The sequence below is a fragment of the Agromyces sp. NSFZ genome (assembly GCF_056156205.1).
This window is the reverse complement of the sequence record NZ_CM149585.1, coordinates 577576-597140: the sequence shown is the minus strand read 5'-3', so window position 1 is coordinate 597140 and position 19565 is coordinate 577576. Positions and strand designations below refer to the sequence as shown.

Here is a 19565-nt window from a genome sequence, read left to right as displayed (position 1 = left end):
CCCCGACACCCCGGCACCCCGGCACCCCGGCACCCCGGCACCCCGACACTCCGACACTCCGGCACTCCGGCACCCCGGCACGTGATTCCGCGACGAAACAGTGCCCTCGATGAGGAAGAGGACGCGACCGCAGCGCAGGTCGCGCTCAGTCCTCCGAGGTCGCGCGCGACAGCAGTTCCCCGCGGAAGAACGCCGGACGCATCCGCCACTGCCAGAGCATGATGACGGCGCCCGAGAGCAGCACCACCATGCCGAGCACGAAGACGAGGCCGACGCCGAAGACCGACGAACCAGAACCGTAGTCGGGGTCCATGCTGTCGATCAGCGTCGTGAAGAACAGCACCGCGAGGATCACGCCGCCGACGAGCGGGAACAGCAGCGTGAAGAAGAAGTTGCGCACCGAGCGCATCCACACCTTCCGGAAGAACCACACCGCCGCGAACGCCGTGATGCCGTAGTAGAAGCAGATCATCATGCCCAGGGCGGTGATGGTGTCCCACAGCACGTTCTCGCTCACGAACCGCATGACGGCGTAGAAGACGGAAGCCACGAGCGACGACACGATCGTCGCATACCCGGGCGTGAAGAACCGCGGGCTGACGGTCGCGAACTTCGGCGGCAGCGCGCCGTAGTGGCCCATTGCGAGCAGCGTGCGCGCCGGCGACACGAACGTCGACTGCAGCGACGACGCCGAGCTCGTCAGCACGGCGAGCGACACGAGCACGGCGAGCGGCCCGAGCACCGGCCCGGCGAGGTGGAAGAACACGTTGTCCTGGATCTCGGGGTTGCCGAGGCCGAACTCGCCGTCACTCACGCCCGCGAACGCGATGAGCGAGACCGCGATGAGCAGGTACAGCACCACGATCGTCACGACCGTCACGGTCGCGGCGCGGCCGGGCGTCTTCTCGGACCCGCGCGTCTCCTCGTTCATGGTGAGGGTGACGTCCCAGCCCCAGAAGATGAAGATCGACAGCGACAGGCCCGCGGCGAACGCCGAGAACGACTCGACGGCGAACGGGTTGAACCACGAGAGGTCGATCGCGGTGGCGTCGAACGCGTTGCCGTTCGCGACCTCGACGAGCGCCGCGACGGAGAAGACCACGAGCACGAGCACCTGGAAGCCCACGAGCCAGTACTGCAGTTTCTGCGTCGTCTGCATGTCGCGGTACGAGATCCACGTCGCGCCGAGCATGAAGAGCAGGCACACGGCGACGTTCACGAACGGGTTCGCCGCGACATCCGCGATCGCCGGGTCGCCGACGATCTGCGAGATGAGCAGGAACAGGAAGTCCACGGCGATGCCCGCGAGGTTCGAGAGCACGAGGATCGTCGCCGCGACGAGGCCCCACCCCGCCATCCAACCGATCCACGGTCCGAACGCCCGCGTCGCCCACGTGAACGACGTGCCCGAGTCCGGCATGCGCCGGTTGAGCTCGCGGTAGCCGAACGCCACGAGCAGCATCGGGATGAATCCGACCAGGATGATCGCCGGCACCTGCACGCCGACCTCGGACACGGTCGGGCCGAGCGCGGCGGTCAGCGTGTACGCGGGGGCGATGCACGAGATGCCGATGACGATCGCGCCGATGAGGCCGACCGACCCCGCCGAGAGGCCCTTCTTCGAGAGGCCGTGCTTCGCGTCGCTCGCCGTCGTGCCGTCGACGGCGGACGTCGCCTCGGTCAGCGGGGCTGTGGTCTGCGGGTTCGTGGTCTGGGGTTCGTGCGTCATTGCGTCTCTCTCAGTGGGTGGTGCGCGGTACCACGATCATGGGTACCGGAAGCTCGCGCAGCATCTTCGCCGCCGTCGAGCCGAGGAACAGGTGGTGCGGCGCCGCGAGCCGACTGGAGCCGACGAGCACGAGTTCGCCAGCGTGCCAGTCGAGCTCACGCACGGCTGCCTCGATGGTGGCGCCGGGCGCCGCGACGGCCGTCGCCTCGACGTTGGCGGGCAGCTGCCGGCGCGCCGCCGCCAGCACCTCGTCGGCATGCACGGTCCCCGTGAGCTCGGCGAGTTCCTCGTCGAGGCCGCTGGGCAGGTCGATGGGCACGAGCGATACGAGCCTGAGCGGCGCCCCTGTCGAACGGGCCAGGCTCACGGATGCCTCGAGCAGCGCGTCGGCGCCCGGACGCGTGCCGATCGCCGCCGTGATGCGGGTCACGCCCTGCGAGACGGGCACCTCGCGGGAGCCCGACGGCGCGAGCGCCACCGGGACATCCGACGAATGCAGCAGTTCGTTCGCGACCGAGCCGATGCGGGCCCGACCGAGCAGGCCCCCGCGGGCCGCACCGACGACGATGAGCGAGGCGCCGAACTCGTGCGCCGCGGCGATGAGCCCCTCTGCGAACGACTCGGCGTAGCGCACGTGCAGCGACTGGGCGACGTCGTCGCCGATGGTGTCGGATGCCTCGGCCAGCCACGTGCGCGACTGCTCCTTGAGGAACCGCTCGTAGCCGGTGTCGGCCGGCACGAGGCTGTTGCGCGCCTCGCTCGGCAGGACCATGACGAGGTCGAGCAGCGCCTCGCTCGCCGCAGCGAGACGCGAGCCGAGGGCGAGCGCGTCGGCGCCGCTCTCGTCGGCCGTGTAGCCGACGACGATCCGGCCGCTCACGCGAGTGCCTCCTTCGAGTCGTGCGCGTCGCGCACCTCGAGCGCTGCGAGCACCTCGTCGGCGACCTCGCGGCCCACGCGGATCGCGCCGTCGACGTGCTGGTAGCCCTTGCCGGCCATGTCGCTGCACGAGAAGTGGATGGGTCCGACGGGCGTGCGCAGGTCGGCGCCGTAGCGGGCGAGCCCGCCCATGTCGAAGCTCGCGGCGTAGGCGCCGCGCGTCCACTCCTCGGAGCCCCAGTCGCTCTCGTAGTAGACGACCGGGTGCAGCGCCTCCTCGCCGTAGTAGTGCGACAGCGATTCGAGGATCTTCGCCTTGCGCTCCTCGGCGGTGAGCTGGAAGACGCCATCAGCGGCTTCGTCGGCGACGAACGCGACGAGCGTGCCGCGCGGGTCGCCGTGGTTCGTGTTGTCGTACGCCTCGTGCACGAGCTCGTAGGGGCTGAAGGCCGTGCCGCTGAGGCCGGCAGCACGCCAGAACGGCGTCTCGTAGACCGCGTGCACCTTGATCACGAAGCCCATGGAGAGGTGCTGGTGCAACTGCTGTTGGCGGCGTGGCAGCGGCGGCTCGTACGAGATCCGGCTGATGAGGATCGGCGGCACGGCGAGGATGATCCGCTGCGCGTGCACCTCGAGGTGATCGGTCACGGCCACGACGCCGCGCCCCGGGGCATCCGTCGGCCCGTCGGACGGCGCAGCCCAGCGCACCGTGCGCACCGCCTGGCCGAGTCGCACGGCACCGCCGAGGCGCTCGGCGAGGCGCAGCGGCACCTGCTGGAGTCCGCCGACGACGCGGCGGTCGAGGATGAAGTCGGCATCGACGAGGTTCGAGAACGATCCCGCGGATGCCGCCATGAGCAGCGCCTGCAGCGCCGAGAACGCGTGCGCCGGCTTCGTGAGCATGGCCCCGGCGATGAACATGCCGATGTTCTCGCGCGCCTCCTCGTCATCGGTCTGGGTCTCGAGCCACCGGGCGAACGAGATCTCGTCCAGGTCCTTCGCCTGCGGGTGCGCCCACGGGCGGTCGGGGTCGATCTCGGCGACGAGGGCGTCGAGCTTCTCGATGAGCGTGACGATCTCGTGTTCGGTCGCCGGCGGCACCGGGAAGATCTCGCCCTCGAACCGCTTCAGGTCGCCGTCGGGACCGAGGTAGATGTTCACGCCCTCGCGATAGCGGGGGTAGGTCTCGAGGCCGAGCTCGTCGATCGTCTCGATGAGCGCGTCCTGGTCGGGTGAGACCCACTGCCCGCCGATCTCGAGCATCGCGCCGTCGATCTCGTCCGTCCAGAGGCGACCGCCGACACGGTCGCGTGCCTCGAGCACCACGACCGTGCGGCCGGCGTCCTTGAGTCGGTTCGCCGCCGTGAGTCCGGATGCCCCGGCGCCCACGATGACGACGTCGCAGTCGATGCGTTCCATGTTCCTTGCCTTCGATTCAGGTGCGCGAGTCCCAGATTCCGGGCACGCGGAAGAGAGCGGATGCCGCGGCGCGAGGCTGCGACATCCGCTCGCCATCGGTCAGTCCACCGGGATGAGCGTGTACTTCGTGTCGAGGAACTCGTGGATGCCCTCGAAGCCGCCCTCGCGGCCGATGCCCGACTGCTTCACGCCGCCGAACGGCGCAGCCGCGTTCGAGACGAGGCCCGTGTTGAGGCCCATCATGCCGGTGGCGAGGCGATCGATCATGCGGTGGCCGCGCGCGAGGTCCTTGGTGAACACGTAGGAGATGAGCCCGTACTCGGTCGAGTTGGCGAGGCGCACGGCCTCGTCCTCGTCGGCGAAGGTGGTGATGCCGAGCACCGGCCCGAAGATCTCCTCGCGAAGGAGGCGGGCGTCCTTGCCGACGTCGCCCAGCACGGTCGGTGCGTAGAACGAGCCCGCGCCGTCGATCGGCGCTCCCCCGGCGAGGACCTTCGCGCCCTTATCCACGGCGTCCTTCACCAACTCGTCGGTCGACGCGACCGCGTTGTCATCGATGAGCGGCCCGATCGACACGCCGTCCTCGGTGCCCCGGCCGACCCGCATGGCCGAGACGCGCTCGGTGACGCGCTTCGCGAACTCGCCGGCCACCGACTCGTGCACGATGAAGCGGTTCGCGGCCGTGCACGCCTGCCCGATGTTGCGGAACTTCGCGATCATGGCGCCGTCGACCGCCTTGTCGAGGTCGGCGTCCTCGAACACGACGAACGGGGCGTTGCCGCCCAGCTCCATCGAGGTGCGCAGGATCCCCTGGGCGGACTGCTCGATGAGCTTTCGGCCGACCCCGGTCGACCCGGTGAACGAGAGCTTGCGGAGGCGCGGGTCGGCGATGATCGGGCCCGAGACCTTCGACGAGCTCGTGGTGGTCACCACGTTCACGACGCCCTTGGGCAATCCGACCTCTTCGAGCAGCTGCACGAACGCGACCGTCGTCAGCGGTGTGAGCGCGGCCGGCTTCACCACGACGGTGCAGCCCGCGGCGAGCGCCGGCGCGATCTTGCGCGTCGCCATCGCGAGCGGGAAGTTCCACGGCGTGATGAAGTACGACGGGCCCACCGGCCGCTGGGCGACGACGATGCGGCCGGTGCCCTCGGGGTTCAGTCCGTACCGGCCCGTGATGCGCACGGCCTCCTCGCTGAACCAACGCAGGAACTCGGCGCCGTAGTTGACCTCGCCGCGCGCCTCGGCGAGCGGCTTGCCCATCTCGAGCGTCATGAGGAGGGCGAACTCCTCGCGGCGCGCGATGAGCGTGTCGAACGCGCGGCGGAGGATCTCGCCGCGCTCGCGGGGAGCCGTCGCGGCCCACGCGTCCTGGGCGGCGACGGCCGCGTCGAGGGCGCGGATACCGTCGGCGGGCGACGCGTCGGCGATGGTCTTCAGCACCTCGCCGGTGGACGGGTCGCGGACCTCGAACGTCTTCTCGCCCTCGGCGGCGACCCACTCGCCGCCGATGAAGAGACCGTCGGCGACGCGGTCGAGGAGGGTGGTTTCCTGCAGGGTGTCGGTCATGCTGCGTTCCGTTTCGTAGGGTGTCGGCCGTCGGATGGTGGTCGGCGGGTGTGCGCTCAGGGGTAGAGGCCGCGGAGGCGGTGCGCCTCGGCGACGCGCTCCACCGCGAGCGCGGTTGCGGCGGTGCGGAGCGAGAGGTCGCGGGTCTCGGCGTAGCCGAGGACGTGCTGCCAGGCGCTGAGCATCCGCTCTTCCAGTCTGGACTCGACCTCGTCGGCACGCCACCAGTACGCCTGGTTGGCCTGCACCCACTCGAAGTACGAGACGATGACGCCGCCCGCGTTCGCGAGGATGTCGGGCACGACGAGCACGCCGCGCTCGCGGAGGATGCGGTCGGCCGCCGGTGTCGTGGGCCCGTTGGCGCCCTCCACGATGACCTTGGCGAGCACGTCGCCCGCGTTGCCGTCGTGCAGCACGCCCTCGACCGCGGCGGGCACGAGCAGGTCGACGTCCTGCGTGAGCAGCGCAGCGCCGTCGAGTGCCTCGCCTCCGCCGAAGCCGGTGACCGAGCCGGTCGCACGCACGTGGTCGCCGAGCGCCTCGATGTCGAGTCCGCCCGCGCGGTGCACGGCGCCGTACTGGTCGCTCACCGCGGTGACCTTCACGCCCGCCTCGGCGAGGAACCGCGCGGCATCCGCACCGACCTTGCCGAAGCCCTGCACGGCCGCGGTCGAGCGCGCGGGGTCGAGCCCCGCATGCCGGAGGGCCGCGAGCGCGATGTGCGTCACGCCCCGGCTGGTCGCCGAAGCCCGCCCCTGCGAACCGCCGAGGGAGATGGGCTTGCCCGTCACGATGCCGGGCACCGTGTAGCCGGAGTTCACCGAGTAGGTGTCCATCATCCAGGCCATGGTCTGCTCGTCGGTGCCGATGTCGGGCGCGGGGATGTCGCGCTCCGGGCCGATGATCGGCAGGATCTCGCTCGTGTAGCGACGGGTCACGCGCTCGAGCTCGGCCGTGGAGTGCTCGCGGGGGTCGATCGCGATACCGCCCTTCGCGCCGCCGTACGGCACGTCGAGCAGGGCGCACTTCCAGGTCATCCACATCGCGAGCGCGCGCACCTCGTCGAGGTCGACGTTGGGCGCGTAGCGGAGACCGCCCTTGGCCGGGCCGCGTGAGAAGTTGTGCTGCACGCGATACCCCGTGTAGAGCCGCTGCGAACCGTCGTCCATGCGCAGCGGCACCGCGACCGTGAGCTCGCGACGCGGCGTCGCGAGCATGCGGTGCAGGCCGTCGCCGTAGCCGAGCAGCGAGATCGCCTCGGCGAGCTGGGCGCGGGCGTCGGTGAGCGGCGTGGCGATGTGGACGTCGGATGCCGCGGCAGGGGTATCCGACACGGTCGACGCCGTCGTCGCCGTGAGCAGGTCGGTCATGCGGCTCGGAGCCCTTCCGCGACGACGCCGAGGCCCTCGATGAGCAGCTCGTCGGAGATGGTGAGCGGCGGCAGGAACCGGATGACGTTCCCGTACGTGCCGCAGGTGAGCACGAGCACGCCGTTCGCGTGGGCGTGCGCGGCGACCTTCGAGGTGAGGGCCGCGTCGGGTGCACCCGTCTCGGGGTCGACGAGCTCGATCGCGACCATCGCGCCGCGGCCGCGCACGTCGCCGATGCGGGCATCGGCCGTGCGCAGGGCGTTCAGGCGGCCGAGGAGCACGGCGCCGATCTCCTTCGCGCGCTTGATGAGCCCGTCGGCCTCGTACGACTCGATCGAGGCCAGGGCTGCGGCGCACGCGAGCGGGTTGCCGCCGTAGGTGCCGCCGAGGCCGCCGGCCATGGCGGAGTCCATGATCTCGGCGCGGCCAGTGACGGCTGACAGCGGCAGGCCGCCGGCGATGCCCTTCGCGGTGACGACGAGGTCGGGCACGATGCCCTCGTGGTCGCTCGCGAACCAGGCGCCGGTGCGGCCGAAGCCGGTCTGCACCTCGTCGGCGATGAAGACGACGTCGTTGGCGCGGCACCATTCCACGAGCGCGGGGAGGAAGCCCTGCGCTGGCACGATGAAGCCGCCCTCGCCCTGGATGGGCTCGATGATGACGGCGGCGAGGTTCTCGGCGCCGACCTGCTTCTCGATCTGCGAGATGGCACGGGCCGCGGCATCCGCACCGCTGAGCCCGCCGTCGCGGAACGGGTACGAGAGCGGCGCGCGGTACACCTCGGGCGCGAACGGCCCGAAGCCGCTCTTGTACGGGATGTTCTTCGCGGTGAGGCCCATGGTGAGGTTCGTGCGGCCGTGGTAGGCGTGGTCGAACGCGACGACGGCCTGCTTCTTCGTGAAGTTGCGGGCGATCTTGACGGCGTTCTCGACGGCTTCGGCGCCCGAGTTGAAGAGGGCCGATCGCTTCACGTGGTCGCCGGGGGTGAGCGCGTTGAGCTTCTCGGCGACCGCCACGTAGGAGTCGTAGGGCGCGACGGTGAAGCACGTGTGGGTGAACGCGTTCAGCTGAGCCGTGACCGCCTCGACGACGCGCGGGTTGGCGTTGCCGACGCCCGTGACGGCGATGCCCGAGCCGAGGTCGATGATCGAGTTGCCATCGGCGTCGACGATGACGCCGCCGCCCGCGGCGACGACCGAGACCGGGATGGTGTGGCCGACGCCGGCCGCGACGGCCTCGGCCTTGCGCGACATGAGCTCCTGCGAGCGGGGACCGGGGATGGCGGTGACGAGACGGCGCTCCTGGGTGAGCGTCGGGCCTCCCGTGGCGGTGGCCGGGCTGTCGACGAGGGTCATGGCTGCTCCGATGCATGGTGACGGCGGTGACGGATGCCGCCCATGCTAGGTCGGGCGCGACGGTTGACGCGGCGCCCCTGTGTACACTCAGGTGCAGGTCACTGGACGCTGCGTACAAGCACCAAGTTCCCTGAGCTCGTCGAAGGGAACGGGGCCACGGCGCTTCGACAGGCCTGGCGACCAGAAGGAGGAACCGTGCAGCCCACCGTGCAGACCCTGCTCGACCGCCCCGAGTTGGCCCTCACGCTCCTCACGCCCGCCGACGCGCTGCCCGCCGAGGCACTCGCCGCGCCGGTGACGTGGGCGCACAGCTCCGACCTGGCCGACCCCACGCCGTTCCTCGACGCGGGCAACGTGCTGCTCACGACCGGCACGCAGTTCGCGGCCGACCTCGACCCGGCCTTCGCCGATGCGTACGTCGGTCGCCTTCGCCGACCGGGTATCGCGGCCCTCGGGTTCGGCACCGAGGTGATCCGCGCGGGCACGCCCGCCGCGCTCGTCGACGCCTGCACGCGCGAGGGGCTGCCGCTCTTCGAGGTCCCGTACCGGGTGCCGTTCATCGCGGTCGTGCGTCTCGTCGCCGATGCCCTCGCCGAGGACGCCTACGCCCGGCACACGTGGTCGCTCGCGGCGCAGCGCGCCATCTCGCTCGCGGCCCTGCGGCCCGATGGGCTCTCGTCGACGCTCGGGGAGCTCTCGCATCGCATCGGCGCCTGGGTGGGTCTCATCGACGCGGCGGGCTCGCTCGATCGCGAGGCACCCGAGGGCGGTCTGGGGCAGCCGGCGCTCGGCGAGGTCGTGGGCGAGGCGCGCTCGATGCTCCGTCGAGGCCAGCGCGCGAGCCGCACGCTCATGGCGGGCGAGTCGGTGGGGCAGCCCCAGCGGATGACCCTGCAGACGCTCGGCTCGGGCGGAGCGCTGCGCGGGGTGCTCGCCATCGGTGACTCGGCCGAGCTCGACCAGGCCGGCCGTGAGGTCGTCACCTCGGTGATCGCCCTCGCCGGGCTCGCGCTCGAGCAGAACCGCAACCTCGACCGTGCCCGCGGGCACCTCCGAACGGGCCTGCTGCGCTCGATCCTGGCGGGCGACCTCGCGCTCGCCGAGGGCGTGGCCGCGGAGATGTGGGGGCCACTTCCGGCGGCGCCCCTGCGGGTCGCGGTGGTGGATGCGCCGGCGTCGCACGTCGACCGCCTCACCGAGCTGCTCGAGCTGCGCGTCGAGGAGCGCGACGGCCGGCTCTTCTTCGGCCGCGACGAGGACACCGTGGTGATCCTGCTCGAGGACGCCGATGCCGCCCTCGCCACCGAGCTGGCCGCGGAGTTCGAGCTGCCGGTCGGCCTCTCCGACGGAGTGGCCGCCGACGGCGTCGCCCGCGCCCACGAGCAGGCGCTCCGTGCCCTCGAGCGCGCCCGCGAAACCGGATCTGGCGTGGTCGCGTTCGACGAGATCAGCCGCCAGGGCGTGCTGGCCTTCCTCGCCCGTACCGACGCGCGCGCCGTCGCGCTCGCGACCCTCGAGCCGCTCACCCGCCACGACGAGGCGAACGGCACGTCGCTCGTCGACACCGTGCGCTCGTGGCTCGAGCACGGCGGCCAGTTCGACGCGACCGCGCAGGCCCTCGGCGTGCACCGGCACACGGTGCGCAGCCGGGTCGCACTCGCCGAGCGGCTGCTCGGCCGCGACCTCTCGGGGTTCCACGCGCGCGCCGACCTGTGGGCGGCGCTCCTGGCGGTCGCCTGACGCGGGAGGCGGCGGGCTGACGCGCGACCCTTCCCCCTCGGGAGACCCCGGCGTACGCTGGAACGATCGGGAGGGGGTCACGATGCAAGCGACAGTCGGCGAACGCCTCGTCATCCATGGCAAGCAGGTCGGCCAGACCGATCGGCACGGCGAGATCCTCGAGGTCCGCGGACCCGACGGTTCGCCACCGTACCTCGTGCGCTTCGACGACGGGCACGAGACGCTGCTGTACCCCGGGTCCGACTGCGAGCTCGAGCACCAGCACCAGGCGCACTGAGGCTTCCCGAGGTCGTCCAACGGCGCACGTGAGCCCGCTCGCTTCGACCGGGCTCAGCGAGCACCGCGCTACCGTTGAGGGATGTTCCACTCCTACGCGGCGATCGGTGACAGCTTCACCGAGGGGGTCGGCGACGAGCTCCCCGACGGCACCGTACGCGGCTGGGCGGACTTCGTCGCGCTGGGACTCGCCGCTGCCGCACACGAGCCCGTGCGGTACGCGAACCTCGCGATCCGCGGCCGCAAGCTCGGGCCGATCGTCGACGAGCAGCTCGAGGCGGCGATCGCGCTGGGCCCCGAGGTGATCAGCTTCAACGGCGGGGGCAACGACATGCTGCGTCCGCGCATGCCCGAGGAGCGCGTGGCCGGGCGGTTCCGCCAGGCCGTGCACCGGATCCGCGACGAGGGCATCCACGTGCTCATGCTGAGCGGCGCCAACCCGACCGATCACCTGCCCCTCGGACGGGTCTTCGACGCGCGCGGCGCGCGCCTCACTGCGGCCCTCGTCGACCTCGGGGAACTCCCTGGGGTCACCTTCGTCGACAACTTCAACGATCGCGGGCTCCGCGACATCCGCTACTGGTCGCCCGACAAGCTGCACCTGAACTCGCTCGGTCACGCGCGCGTCGCGAGCAACGTGCTCACCGCGCTCGGCGTGCCCGTGCCCGAGGAGTGGGGCGTCGCCGAGGTCGCGGCCGCGCCGCCCGGGGCGCGCAGCCGGAACACCGCCGCGTACTATCGCGAGTTCGTGCTGCCGTGGATCGGGCGACGGCTCACCGGACGATCCTCGGGCGACGGCCGCACGGCGAAGCGTCCGACGCTCGAGCCGCTGGCGTCGGATGCCGCGCGCTGACGCGCCTCGACGCGCGCCGACGCGCGCCGCCGGGAGTTCGCTGAGCCTGCCGGAGCGATCGGCCCTTCGACACGCTCAGGGACCGGACACGGAGCCGAGCACGTCGGCGACGAACGCCCGCGTGCGCCGGGCGAGGCCCTCGATGCGCATGATCTCGTGCACGCCGGGCTGCACCTCGGAGGGCGCGGCGGGCCGACCGAGCCGCACGGTCTCCTGACAGGCGAGATCGGCGCACATGTACGTGCCCACGCTGTCGCCGCGCTCCCCCGCGGCACCCGTACGGCGGGCCGAGAAGAGCACGACCTGATCGGCGGGCTGCTGGGTGTGGCAGAGGTTGCAGATCGCGGCGCGGTGGTGCGAACCGTTCGAGGCGGCCGCCCTGAGCACGACTCCCGCAGGTGATCCGTCGAGCTCGGTCACGAGGTATCCGCGGGCCGCGATGCGGGGATCACGCCACGCGAACGCGTCGAGGTGCGCCCACTCGATGAGCAGGAAGTCGAGCGGCAGCGAGAGCTGGGCGAGCTCCGCCGCACTGGCGTTGCCGAGCGCCTCGCGGATCTCGTTCTCGACCAGTGGCTGCATCCCGTCCCCTCCCGGTGCGTGCCCTCCCAGTCTACGAAGCCGGTTCCAATCGCCACTCCAGCTCGATCGATGCCGGACCCCAGTGGACCACCACGATGTCGCCGGGCTGGAATCGACGGGGTCGCGACCCGTCGCGGATGGTGTCGGCGGCGATGCGCCGCGTGAGTTCCGACTCCCGGAACACGTCGAGCGTCGCGCAGGATCGCTGCCAGTCGAAGAAGTACGGCCGCTGCGAGAGCATGCAGACGAGGTCGTCGTCCCGGTACGCCCAGAACTCGTAGCCGAAGAGGCGCCCGAGCGAACGCAGCGCCTCCGGCGTGTACGGGTCGAGCCGGGCTTCGGTCGCCACGTCGGCGGCGGACGCCAGTTCCTCCTCGGTCTGCGCCCGTTCGAAGATCTCGAGCCCCTGCGGTGGCGACAGCGCGTCTCGCACCGGGCCGAGCAGGACGATCACCGCGGCGAGGACGGCGGCGGATGTCGCGAGCACGCGGCGCGGCGATCGTCGCCTCCGCGACGGCCGCCGCCGCTCGACCGTCGCGCCTTGAGGCACTGGCTCGGCGGACCGTCCGGCCTCCCCCATCCCGGCCGCGCCGGAGCCCTGCCCGCTCCCGTCCGCCGTGGAGCCCTCATCGGCCGACCGGTGCTCCCGGGCGAGTTCGTCCTCGAGCTCGGCGAGCTCGGCGACGAGCTCGGTCGGCGGATCTCCGGGCGCGCCGTACACGATCCGCCGCAACTCGTCACGGCGGTGTTCTCGTGCATCCTCCTGCCCGGTTCCCATCTCCCCGCCTCGATCGGCGGCGGGCTGAGCCCGTCGCCGCGGCTCAGCGTGTCGTCGGCGTCGCCTCCCCCGAGCCATCGGTCGTCGTCGCGGCCGTCGCGGACGGGACCTCCGACGCGTAGGTCGAGGCATCCGTTCCCGCGACCGAAGCTGCGGCGCGCCCGGTCGCCGGCCGGCGTCCTCGGATGAGGAACCCGAACGCCAGCGCCACGAAGAACATGAGCACCCCGTAGACGGCGGCGGGCAGGCTCATCTCGACGCTGCCGATCACGGTCTGCGCGATCACGATGGCGAGGGTCGCGTTGTGGATGCCGATCTCGAACGAGCTCGCGATCGACTGCGCGCGATCGATCCGGAAGAGACGCGGCACGAGGTAGCCCACCGCAAGGCTGAGGACGCAGAAGAGCACCGTGATGCCCGCGAGTCGACCCGCGTTCTCGAGCAGGAGCTCGAGGTTCGACACGATCGCGCCGGCGATGACCACGACGAGGATCACGACCGAGGCGATGCGCACCGGCCGGTCCATGCGGTCGGCGAAGCCCGGCTTCCACCAGCGCACGAGCATGCCGAGCAGCACGGGCCCGAGCACGATCGCGAACACCTCGACCGCCTTCGCGAACTGCAGGCCGAGCGAGTCGTCGCCCGGGAGGAAGTACGCGATCGCGAGGTTCGTGATGAGGGGCAGCGTGAACACGGCGATCACGGAGTTGATCGCCGTGAGCGAGATGTTGAGGGCGACGTCACCGCGGAACAGGTGGCTGTAGAGGTTGGCCGTGGTGCCGCCCGGCGACGCGGCGAGCAGCAGCATGCCGACGGCGAGCACCGGCGGCAGCCGGAAGAGCAGCACGAGGCCGAAGCACAGCGCCGGCAGCAGCAGGAGCTGGCAGACGAGGGCGATGATCACCGCCTTCGGATGCTTCGCCACTCGCGCGAAGTCGCGCGGAGTGAGCGTGAGGCCCAGGCCGAACATGATGATGCCGAGGGCGACGGGCAATCCGATGGTGGTCAACGCTGATCCCATGGGCCGAGTGTGGCGCATCCGGCGGCCGCGGGCAATGGCCGCGAGCCACGAGCGCGAACCCGCGTACCGCTCAGCGGATGGCGGCGACCGAGGCCTGCACCTGCTCGCGCAGCGCCGGCGAGATCGGTGCGGACCCGGCATCCGCCGCCGCGGCGTCCTGCCCCTCGGCGCTCGCGACCCACTCGAGGTAGCTGCGCACCAGTTCGCCGTCGTTCGGGTCGCGGTACTCGCGGCAGGCGATGAGGTAGCTCACGAGCACGAGCGGGTACACGCCGGCCTCGCTCGTGGCGCGATCGAGGTCGATGACGAGGTCGTCCTCCGGCCGGCCGGGCTCCATCGGCGAGACGTCGACGATGGCGGCGGCCGACTCGGCATCGGGCGCGACGGCCTCCCCGCCGACGACGAGGCTCGCGACGTCGAGCCCCTCGGCGCGGGAGGCGTCGATGTACCCGATGACGTTCACGCCGTCGCGGATGACCGCCACGATGCCCGAGTTGCCCTGCGCCGCCTCGCCCTCGTAGGGGAACGCGTCGTCGGGTTCGTCTGGCCAGGCCTCGGGCGCCGCCTCGGCGAGGTACTCCGTGAAGTTCTCGGTCGTGCCCGAGTCGTCGGACCGGTGCACGGGCGTGATCCGGGCGTCGGGCAACGGCACGTCGGGGTTGAGGCGCACGAGATCGGGATCGTTCCATCGCTCGATCTCGCCCGTGAAGATGCGGGCGACGGATGCCGCGTCGAGCTGCAGCCGGTCGACGCCCTCGATGTTGAAGGCGAGCGCGATGGGCGAGAGGTAGACGGGCAGGTTGATCGCGCCCGACCCGTCGGCGCACCGTTCGAGGGGTCCCTCGGTCTCGTCGACGGTGAGCGGGCTGTCGCTGCCGGCGTAGCCGACGGCTCCGACGATGAACTGCTCGCGGCCTGCTCCCGAGCCGGCGGGGTCGTAGTTCACGGTGACGCCGGCGTTGGCCCGCTGGAACCCGGCGATCCAGGCGTCCTGCGCGGCGCCCTGCGCCGAGGAACCGGCCCCGTCGAGCACGCCCGAGAGGTTGCTCTCGCGATCGCCCTGCTCGTTCACGGCGCATCCGCCGAGCAGGGTCGCGGCTGCCGCGAGACCCGTGACCGTCAGGACGAACCTCCGCGTGCGCATGCCCGCCATGGTAGCGAACGGGGTTCGACGGATGCTCCGGACCGGATCCACCGGACCGGATGCCCCGCACGCTGGCGCGTCAGTCGATCACGAGTCGCGGGCGATCGTCGACCCGCGGGCACCAGCCCGCCGGCGTGCGTTCGTACGCGTGCGCAGGACCGTCGGCGACGAGTCGGGCGAGTGCGTCGAGGAAGCGGTCGACGTCGTCCGACGAGGATCCGGCACCGAGGCTCGCGCGCAGCCCGTTGGCGCGGCGCGCGACGCGGTCGAAGAACGGATGCGCGCAGAACCGGCCGGCCCGCACCGAGATGCCGTGCTCGGCCGCGAGCGCCGCCGCGACGAGCCCGACCGACCGGTGGCCGACCTCTGGCTCGGACCCGCGTTCGAGCTCGATCGTGGCGATGCCGAGGCGGTCGTGCGCGTCGTCGAAGCCCGTGATGACGCGCAGCCCGGGAATCTCCGCGAGGCCGGCGTGCAGACGGGCGGTGAGCACCTGCTCGTGCTCGTGCCGGGCGGAGTCGCCGAGTCGCTCGAGCTCGACGAGCGCCCGGGCGAGCGCCGCGATGCCGACGACGTTCGGCGTGCCGGCCTCGTGCCGGTCGGCGCCGCGCTTCCAGTCGACGTGGTCGAGCCGCACGGCGTCGACCGCTCCCCCGCCGGCGAGGTGGGCTGGGGCCGCGTCGAGCCAGTCGGCCCGGCCGACGAGCGCGCCCGCACCGAAGGGCGCGTACGCCTTGTGTCCCGAGAACGCGAGGTAATCGACGCCGGATGCCACGAGGTCGACGCGACGGTGCGGCAGCAACTGCGCGGCATCCACCGCCAGGCGCGCCCCGCGTGCGTGCACGAGCGCGGCGATCGCCTCGATCGGGAGCACCTCGCCCGTGACGTTCGAGGCGCCCGTGACCGAGACGAGCGCCGCGGGCCGGGCGGCGAGTTCGGTGTCGAGCGCGTCGAGCGTGGCCGCGACGGTGCACTCGGCCACGACCACGCGCCGCGAACGCCAGGGCAGCAGGTTCGCGTGATGCTCGAGGTCGAGCACGACGGTGTCGCCCGGCACGGCCGCGGCGAGGAGGTTCAGGGCGTCGGTCGTGTTGCGGGTGAAGACGACGAGGTCGTCGTCGCGAGCGCCGACGTGCCGGGCGACCGTGACCCGAGCGTCCTCGACGAGGGCCGTGATCGCCTGCGACGGGTACCCGCTGCCGCGGTGCACGCTCGCGTAGTACGGCAGGACCCGTGCGACGTGCGCGGCGACCGCGGCGAGCGCCGGCGCCGACGCCGCGAGGTCGAGGTTCACGTGCCGCACGCGGCCTCCGCCGAGCACGGGCACCTCGAGCCCGGCGTCGGCGAGGCTCGCCAGCGGCCCGAGCGTCGCCAGCGGCCCGAGTGCCGCGAGCGGCCCGCGTGCGGTGCGTACCTCCGTGGCGATCACAACAGCTCCTCCGGTCGACTGGCGTCGAACCTACGACCGCGCCGGGCGGCCCTCAACGGCCGGATGACGCCCGAGGTCACGCCGCGACACATTCGGTCACGAACCGACGCGCGAGCGCGCCGCCGTCACGTGCAGGTTCTCGGGGCGGCCGAGTCCGAGGTGGTCCCGCAGCGTCTCCCCGTCGTACGCGGTGGGGAAGACTCCGCGACGCTGCAGCTCCGGCACGACGCCGAACGCGAATGCCTCGAACTGCGCCGGCTGCACCGCGGAGAGCACGTTGAATCCGTCGACGGCTCCCGCGTCGGCCCACGCCTCGAACTCCGTCGCGATCTCGTCGGCCGAGCCGACGACCATCGATGCGGTGACGGATGCCGCGACGACGAGATGCCGCAGCGTCGGCGGTCGCTCGCCCGATGGAAGGCGGCCCGTGCGCTCGGCGACGATCTCGACGAGCTCCTGCCCCGCGGCGCTGAATCGCTCCACGAGCGCGGGCGTCACGCCTCGGTCGGGCGAGAGCTGCGACACGTCGAGCCCCACGAGTGCGGAGAGCTGTGCCAGCGAGCGGTTCGCCGGGAATGCGGCGGGCGGGCCGTCGGGCCAGTCCTCGGCGATCTGCACGAGTTCGCTCAGCTCGTCGGCGATGGACTGCGCATGCTCACGGGTGTCGCCGACGATCGGCAGCACGGGCGCGATGACCTTCAGGGAGCGATCGTCGCGACCCGACTCGAACGCGAGCGATCGCAGCTCCTCGCGGATCGCGACGGCGTGGTCGAGGCCCGACACCGCCACCAGGGCGAGATCGGCGAACTGCGCCGCGAACAGCTTCGACTGCGGCGAGCTGCCGGCGTGCACGAGCGGGAGGTGTCCCTGCACGGGACGGGCGACATTGAGCGGGCCGGTGACGCTGAGGTGGGCGCCGTGGAAGTCGGTGGGGTGCAGACGCGTCGGGTCGAGGAAGACGCCGGCCGCGGCATCCGCCACGATCGCCTCGTCCTCGAACGAGTCCCAGAGGCGGCGCAGCACGTGTTCGAACTCGACCGCCCGGTCGTAGCGCGACTCGCTCGTCTCGTGGAAGTCCCGACCGTGATTGCCGGCGACACGGGGCTCTGCGCCCGTCACGAGATTCAGGCCGGCCCGCCCGCCCGAGAGCAGGTCGACCGACGCCGTCGCCCGCGCGAGCGCGTACGGGTCGGCGTAGCTCGTGTTCGCGGTCGCGATCAGCCCGATGCGCCGGGTGAGTCCCGCGAGGTAGGTGACCGCCGAGAGCGGGTCGACGCGTGCGACCAGGTAGGGGTCCTGGAACTCGAGGTCGTGGCCGGTGGCGAGCCAGTCCCCGAAGAAGAGGTAGTCGAGCCGAGCCGCCTCGGCGACCTCGGCAGTGCGGCGCAGCACGGCCGCATCGCCCCGCGGGTCGCGGTGCGCGCCCGGATACCGCCAGCCCGACGGGTAGGCGCCGATCGCCCTGACCATGGCGCCGATGATGATTCGTGTCATTCGTGTGCCTCCCCACCCCGACGCTAGGCAGGTGGAGCGGATGCCGCGAGAGCGGGCGTCACACGACGGCACCCGCCGTCACACGACTCAACCGGAGGTCACGCGGCGTCATCGGCAGAGCCTTGTCAAGCCGTGGGCCGCGGCAACCGTTCGCCGTAGAATCGTCTGATCCCCGCGTCGATCCGACGCGATCCCCCGACCCCTGGAGGCCATCCTTCCGTGACGAGTCCCGAACGCGATCGCACCGCCGACCTGCACGACCAGCACGACCTCGACGGGAGCGCGTTCGCGAGAGGCGAGGGCCCCGAAGCCCCGCCCATGCGGCTCGCGGACGCCTCCGAGCTCGTGCTGGTCCCTTCGGCGCCCGCGATCTCGCGGTTCGACCGCGACGACCTCGTCATGCGCAAGGGCCAGTACGCGCTGCGCAACGGCCACACCACGCCGCGCGAGTCCATGGTCGAGGACCTCCTCGCCATCGGCCGGGCGCTCGACGATGCCGCTATCGGCTACCTGCTCGTGCGCGGCGACGACGATCGACCGGTGGTCGCGGTCGACCGCGCCGACCGCAAGGCCGTGGCACGCGCGTTCGCCACGTCCTTCGCCGACGAGCCGTTCTACGCACTTCCCGTGGCGCCCGACCGGGGAGCGGGCTCGATCCCCGTGCTCCTCGCCGACGGCCGGCTCTCGGCGCATCGCAAGCCCACGGTGCTGCGCCTGCACCGCCCGCGGGTCGAGCCGATCGGCCGCCTCCGGTACGGCCCCGAGACCGCGGTGCAGCTCGAGTTCTGGCGATTCGGCGACGACGTCATCGAGGCGCCCGTCGAGAACGCCCTCATGCGGCGCACGCTGCCGCGCTCCGAGGCCGTCGACGACGTGGTGCACCTGCACGGTCGTGATTGGCCCACGCTCGACCACATGTTCGAGCCGCTCGCGAGCGACGTCGACTTCGAGATCGACATGGTCTTCTCCTGGGTCGACGGCTCGAGCGACGAGTTCGTGCGCGAGCGCGCGAGGCGCATGCAGAGCTACGTCGTGGGCGAGGGCGATGACTCCGAGGCCCGATATCGCCAGATCGACGAGCTCAAGTACGCGCTCCGATCGGTGCACCTGTTCGCGCCGTGGGTGCGCCGTATCTTCATCGCGACCGACTCCCCCGCACCGGCGTGGCTCGCGCGGCATCCGAAGGTCACCCTCGTGCGCAGCGAGGAGATGTTCGCCGACCCCTCCGTGCTGCCGACGCACAACTCGCACGCGGTCGAGAGCCAGCTGCACCGCATCCCCGGGCTCGCGGAGCACTTCCTCTACTCGAACGACGACATGTTCTTCGGCCGGCCGGTGCGACCGTCGTTGTTCTTCTCGCCGGGGGGCATCACGAAGTTCGTCGAGGCGACCACTCGCATCGGGCTCGGCGAGACGCATCCGGGCCGCTCGGGCTTCGAGAACGCGGCGCGCGTGAACCGCGCCCTGCTTCGCCAGCGCTTCGGCAAGGTCACCACGCGTCACCTCGAGCATTGCGCCGCGCCGCTGCGCGCGAGCGTCATGGCCGAGCTCGAGGCCGAGTTCCCCGAGGAGTTCCGGCGCACCGCGGCCAGCCGGTTCCGTTCGGCGACCGACATCTCGGTGACGAACTCGCTCTACCACTACTACGCGCTGATCACCGGCCGGGCGGTCGTGCAGACCGACGCGCGTGTGAAGTACGTCGAGACGACACTGCGGCGAGCGCTGCCTGCGATGAAGCGCCTCCTCAAGCGTCGCGACCAGGACATGTTCTGCCTCAACGACGGCAGCTTCCCCGAGATCTCGGTCGAGGAGCGCACGACCGCGGTGATCGACTTCCTCGAGCGCTACTTCCCCATCCCGGCGCCGTGGGAGAAGCCGGCGGATGCCGCGGCCGACGCGCCGCTCGAGGCATCCGCCACCGCCTGAC

16 protein-coding genes are annotated in these 19565 nt (G+C 71.7%); 4 read left to right on the top strand and 12 right to left on the bottom strand.

Going from position 1 to position 19565, the window contains the following annotated elements:
* Positions 1 to 145 precede the first annotated feature (145 nt).
* From ACVFI9_RS02835 to gabT, 6 genes are all read right to left on the bottom strand, one after another.
* Positions 146 to 1729 carry an APC family permease gene (locus ACVFI9_RS02835; protein ID WP_474764530.1) on the bottom strand — a complete coding sequence of 528 codons (1584 nt, stop codon included), beginning with the start codon at positions 1727 to 1729 and terminating at the stop codon, positions 146 to 148.
* 10 nt (positions 1730 to 1739) lie between these two features.
* Positions 1740 to 2609 (bottom strand): universal stress protein, encoded by an 870-nt coding sequence (locus ACVFI9_RS02830; RefSeq protein ID WP_474764529.1) that lies wholly within the window; start codon positions 2607 to 2609, stop codon positions 1740 to 1742.
* Positions 2606 to 4027, bottom strand: coding sequence for a flavin monoamine oxidase family protein (locus tag ACVFI9_RS02825; protein WP_474764528.1), 1422 nt, complete (start codon positions 4025 to 4027; stop codon positions 2606 to 2608). Before ACVFI9_RS02825 ends, ACVFI9_RS02830 begins: the two co-directional genes overlap by 4 nt.
* A 99-nt stretch (positions 4028 to 4126) precedes the next feature.
* Entirely contained in the window at positions 4127 to 5596 is a 1470-nt protein-coding gene (locus ACVFI9_RS02820) for an NAD-dependent succinate-semialdehyde dehydrogenase (protein ID WP_474764527.1), read from the bottom strand.
* A 56-nt stretch (positions 5597 to 5652) separates the two neighbouring features.
* The gene (locus ACVFI9_RS02815) at positions 5653 to 6966 is read right to left on the bottom strand and encodes a Glu/Leu/Phe/Val family dehydrogenase (protein WP_474764526.1); all 1314 of its coding nucleotides are present in this window, start codon (positions 6964 to 6966) and stop codon (positions 5653 to 5655) included.
* On the bottom strand, positions 6963 to 8321 hold the full coding sequence (gene gabT / locus ACVFI9_RS02810; protein WP_474764525.1) for a 4-aminobutyrate--2-oxoglutarate transaminase: 1359 nt from the start codon (positions 8319 to 8321) through the stop codon (positions 6963 to 6965). Before gabT ends, ACVFI9_RS02815 begins: the two co-directional genes overlap by 4 nt.
* Positions 8322 to 8516: 195 nt before the next feature.
* On the opposite strand from gabT, the gene ACVFI9_RS02805 reads away from it, so the two are divergent.
* From ACVFI9_RS02805 to ACVFI9_RS02795, 3 genes are all read left to right on the top strand, one after another.
* Positions 8517 to 10061, top strand: a complete 1545-nt coding sequence (locus tag ACVFI9_RS02805; protein ID WP_474764524.1) for a PucR family transcriptional regulator — start codon at positions 8517 to 8519, stop codon at positions 10059 to 10061.
* An 82-nt stretch (positions 10062 to 10143) separates the two neighbouring features.
* Positions 10144 to 10338: a DUF1918 domain-containing protein gene (locus tag ACVFI9_RS02800; protein WP_474764523.1), complete on the top strand. Its 195-nt coding sequence runs from the start codon at positions 10144 to 10146 to the stop codon at positions 10336 to 10338.
* An 81-nt stretch (positions 10339 to 10419) separates the two neighbouring features.
* Positions 10420 to 11190, top strand: coding sequence for an SGNH/GDSL hydrolase family protein (locus ACVFI9_RS02795; protein WP_474764522.1), 771 nt, complete (start codon positions 10420 to 10422; stop codon positions 11188 to 11190).
* A gap of 75 nt (positions 11191 to 11265) precedes the next feature.
* On the opposite strand, the gene ACVFI9_RS02790 is transcribed toward ACVFI9_RS02795, so the two are convergent.
* From ACVFI9_RS02790 to ACVFI9_RS02765, 6 genes are all read right to left on the bottom strand, one after another.
* Positions 11266 to 11772 carry an FBP domain-containing protein gene (locus ACVFI9_RS02790; RefSeq protein WP_474764521.1) on the bottom strand — a complete coding sequence of 169 codons (507 nt, stop codon included), beginning with the start codon at positions 11770 to 11772 and terminating at the stop codon, positions 11266 to 11268.
* Between the two features lie 31 nt (positions 11773 to 11803).
* A complete protein-coding gene (locus ACVFI9_RS02785) occupies positions 11804 to 12550 on the bottom strand; it encodes a hypothetical protein (protein WP_474764520.1) in 747 nt (248 codons plus the stop codon).
* A 43-nt stretch (positions 12551 to 12593) separates the two neighbouring features.
* Positions 12594 to 13571 carry a bile acid:sodium symporter family protein gene (locus tag ACVFI9_RS02780; RefSeq protein WP_474764519.1) on the bottom strand — a complete coding sequence of 326 codons (978 nt, stop codon included), beginning with the start codon at positions 13569 to 13571 and terminating at the stop codon, positions 12594 to 12596.
* Positions 13572 to 13641: 70 nt separating this feature from the next.
* Positions 13642 to 14715, bottom strand: a complete 1074-nt coding sequence (gene pstS, locus ACVFI9_RS02775) for a phosphate ABC transporter substrate-binding protein PstS (RefSeq protein WP_474764518.1) — start codon at positions 14713 to 14715, stop codon at positions 13642 to 13644.
* Between the two features lie 79 nt (positions 14716 to 14794).
* Entirely contained in the window at positions 14795 to 16144 is a 1350-nt protein-coding gene (locus tag ACVFI9_RS02770; RefSeq protein ID WP_474764517.1) for an aminotransferase class V-fold PLP-dependent enzyme, read from the bottom strand.
* Between the two features lie 96 nt (positions 16145 to 16240).
* On the bottom strand, positions 16241 to 17638 hold the full coding sequence (locus ACVFI9_RS02765) for an NtaA/DmoA family FMN-dependent monooxygenase (RefSeq protein WP_474764516.1): 1398 nt from the start codon (positions 17636 to 17638) through the stop codon (positions 16241 to 16243).
* Positions 17639 to 17956: 318 nt separating this feature from the next.
* Between ACVFI9_RS02765 and ACVFI9_RS02760 the strand changes: the two genes are divergently transcribed.
* On the top strand, positions 17957 to 19564 hold the full coding sequence (locus ACVFI9_RS02760; RefSeq protein ID WP_474766355.1) for a stealth conserved region 3 domain-containing protein: 1608 nt from the start codon (positions 17957 to 17959) through the stop codon (positions 19562 to 19564).
* Position 19565 lies beyond the last annotated feature (1 nt).

Bases quoted from the DNA above. Each gene is read 5' to 3' on its own strand.
- ACVFI9_RS02835 (WP_474764530.1), bottom strand. From the start codon at position 1,729: ATGACGCACGAACCCCAGACCACGAACCCGCAGACCACAGCCCCGCTG.
- ACVFI9_RS02825 (WP_474764528.1), bottom strand. From the start codon at position 4,027: ATGGAACGCATCGACTGCGACGTCGTCATCGTGGGCGCCGGGGCATCC.
- ACVFI9_RS02820 (WP_474764527.1), bottom strand. From the start codon at position 5,596: ATGACCGACACCCTGCAGGAAACCACCCTCCTCGACCGCGTCGCCGAC.
- ACVFI9_RS02815 (WP_474764526.1), bottom strand. From the start codon at position 6,966: ATGACCGACCTGCTCACGGCGACGACGGCGTCGACCGTGTCGGATACC.
- gabT (WP_474764525.1), bottom strand. From the start codon at position 8,321: ATGACCCTCGTCGACAGCCCGGCCACCGCCACGGGAGGCCCGACGCTC.
- ACVFI9_RS02800 (WP_474764523.1), top strand. From the start codon at position 10,144: ATGCAAGCGACAGTCGGCGAACGCCTCGTCATCCATGGCAAGCAGGTC.
- ACVFI9_RS02795 (WP_474764522.1), top strand. From the start codon at position 10,420: ATGTTCCACTCCTACGCGGCGATCGGTGACAGCTTCACCGAGGGGGTC.
- ACVFI9_RS02790 (WP_474764521.1), bottom strand. From the start codon at position 11,772: ATGCAGCCACTGGTCGAGAACGAGATCCGCGAGGCGCTCGGCAACGCC.
- ACVFI9_RS02785 (WP_474764520.1), bottom strand. From the start codon at position 12,550: ATGGGAACCGGGCAGGAGGATGCACGAGAACACCGCCGTGACGAGTTG.
- ACVFI9_RS02780 (WP_474764519.1), bottom strand. From the start codon at position 13,571: ATGGGATCAGCGTTGACCACCATCGGATTGCCCGTCGCCCTCGGCATC.
- pstS (WP_474764518.1), bottom strand. From the start codon at position 14,715: ATGCGCACGCGGAGGTTCGTCCTGACGGTCACGGGTCTCGCGGCAGCC.
- ACVFI9_RS02765 (WP_474764516.1), bottom strand. From the start codon at position 17,638: ATGACACGAATCATCATCGGCGCCATGGTCAGGGCGATCGGCGCCTAC.
- ACVFI9_RS02760 (WP_474766355.1), top strand. From the start codon at position 17,957: ATGCGGCTCGCGGACGCCTCCGAGCTCGTGCTGGTCCCTTCGGCGCCC.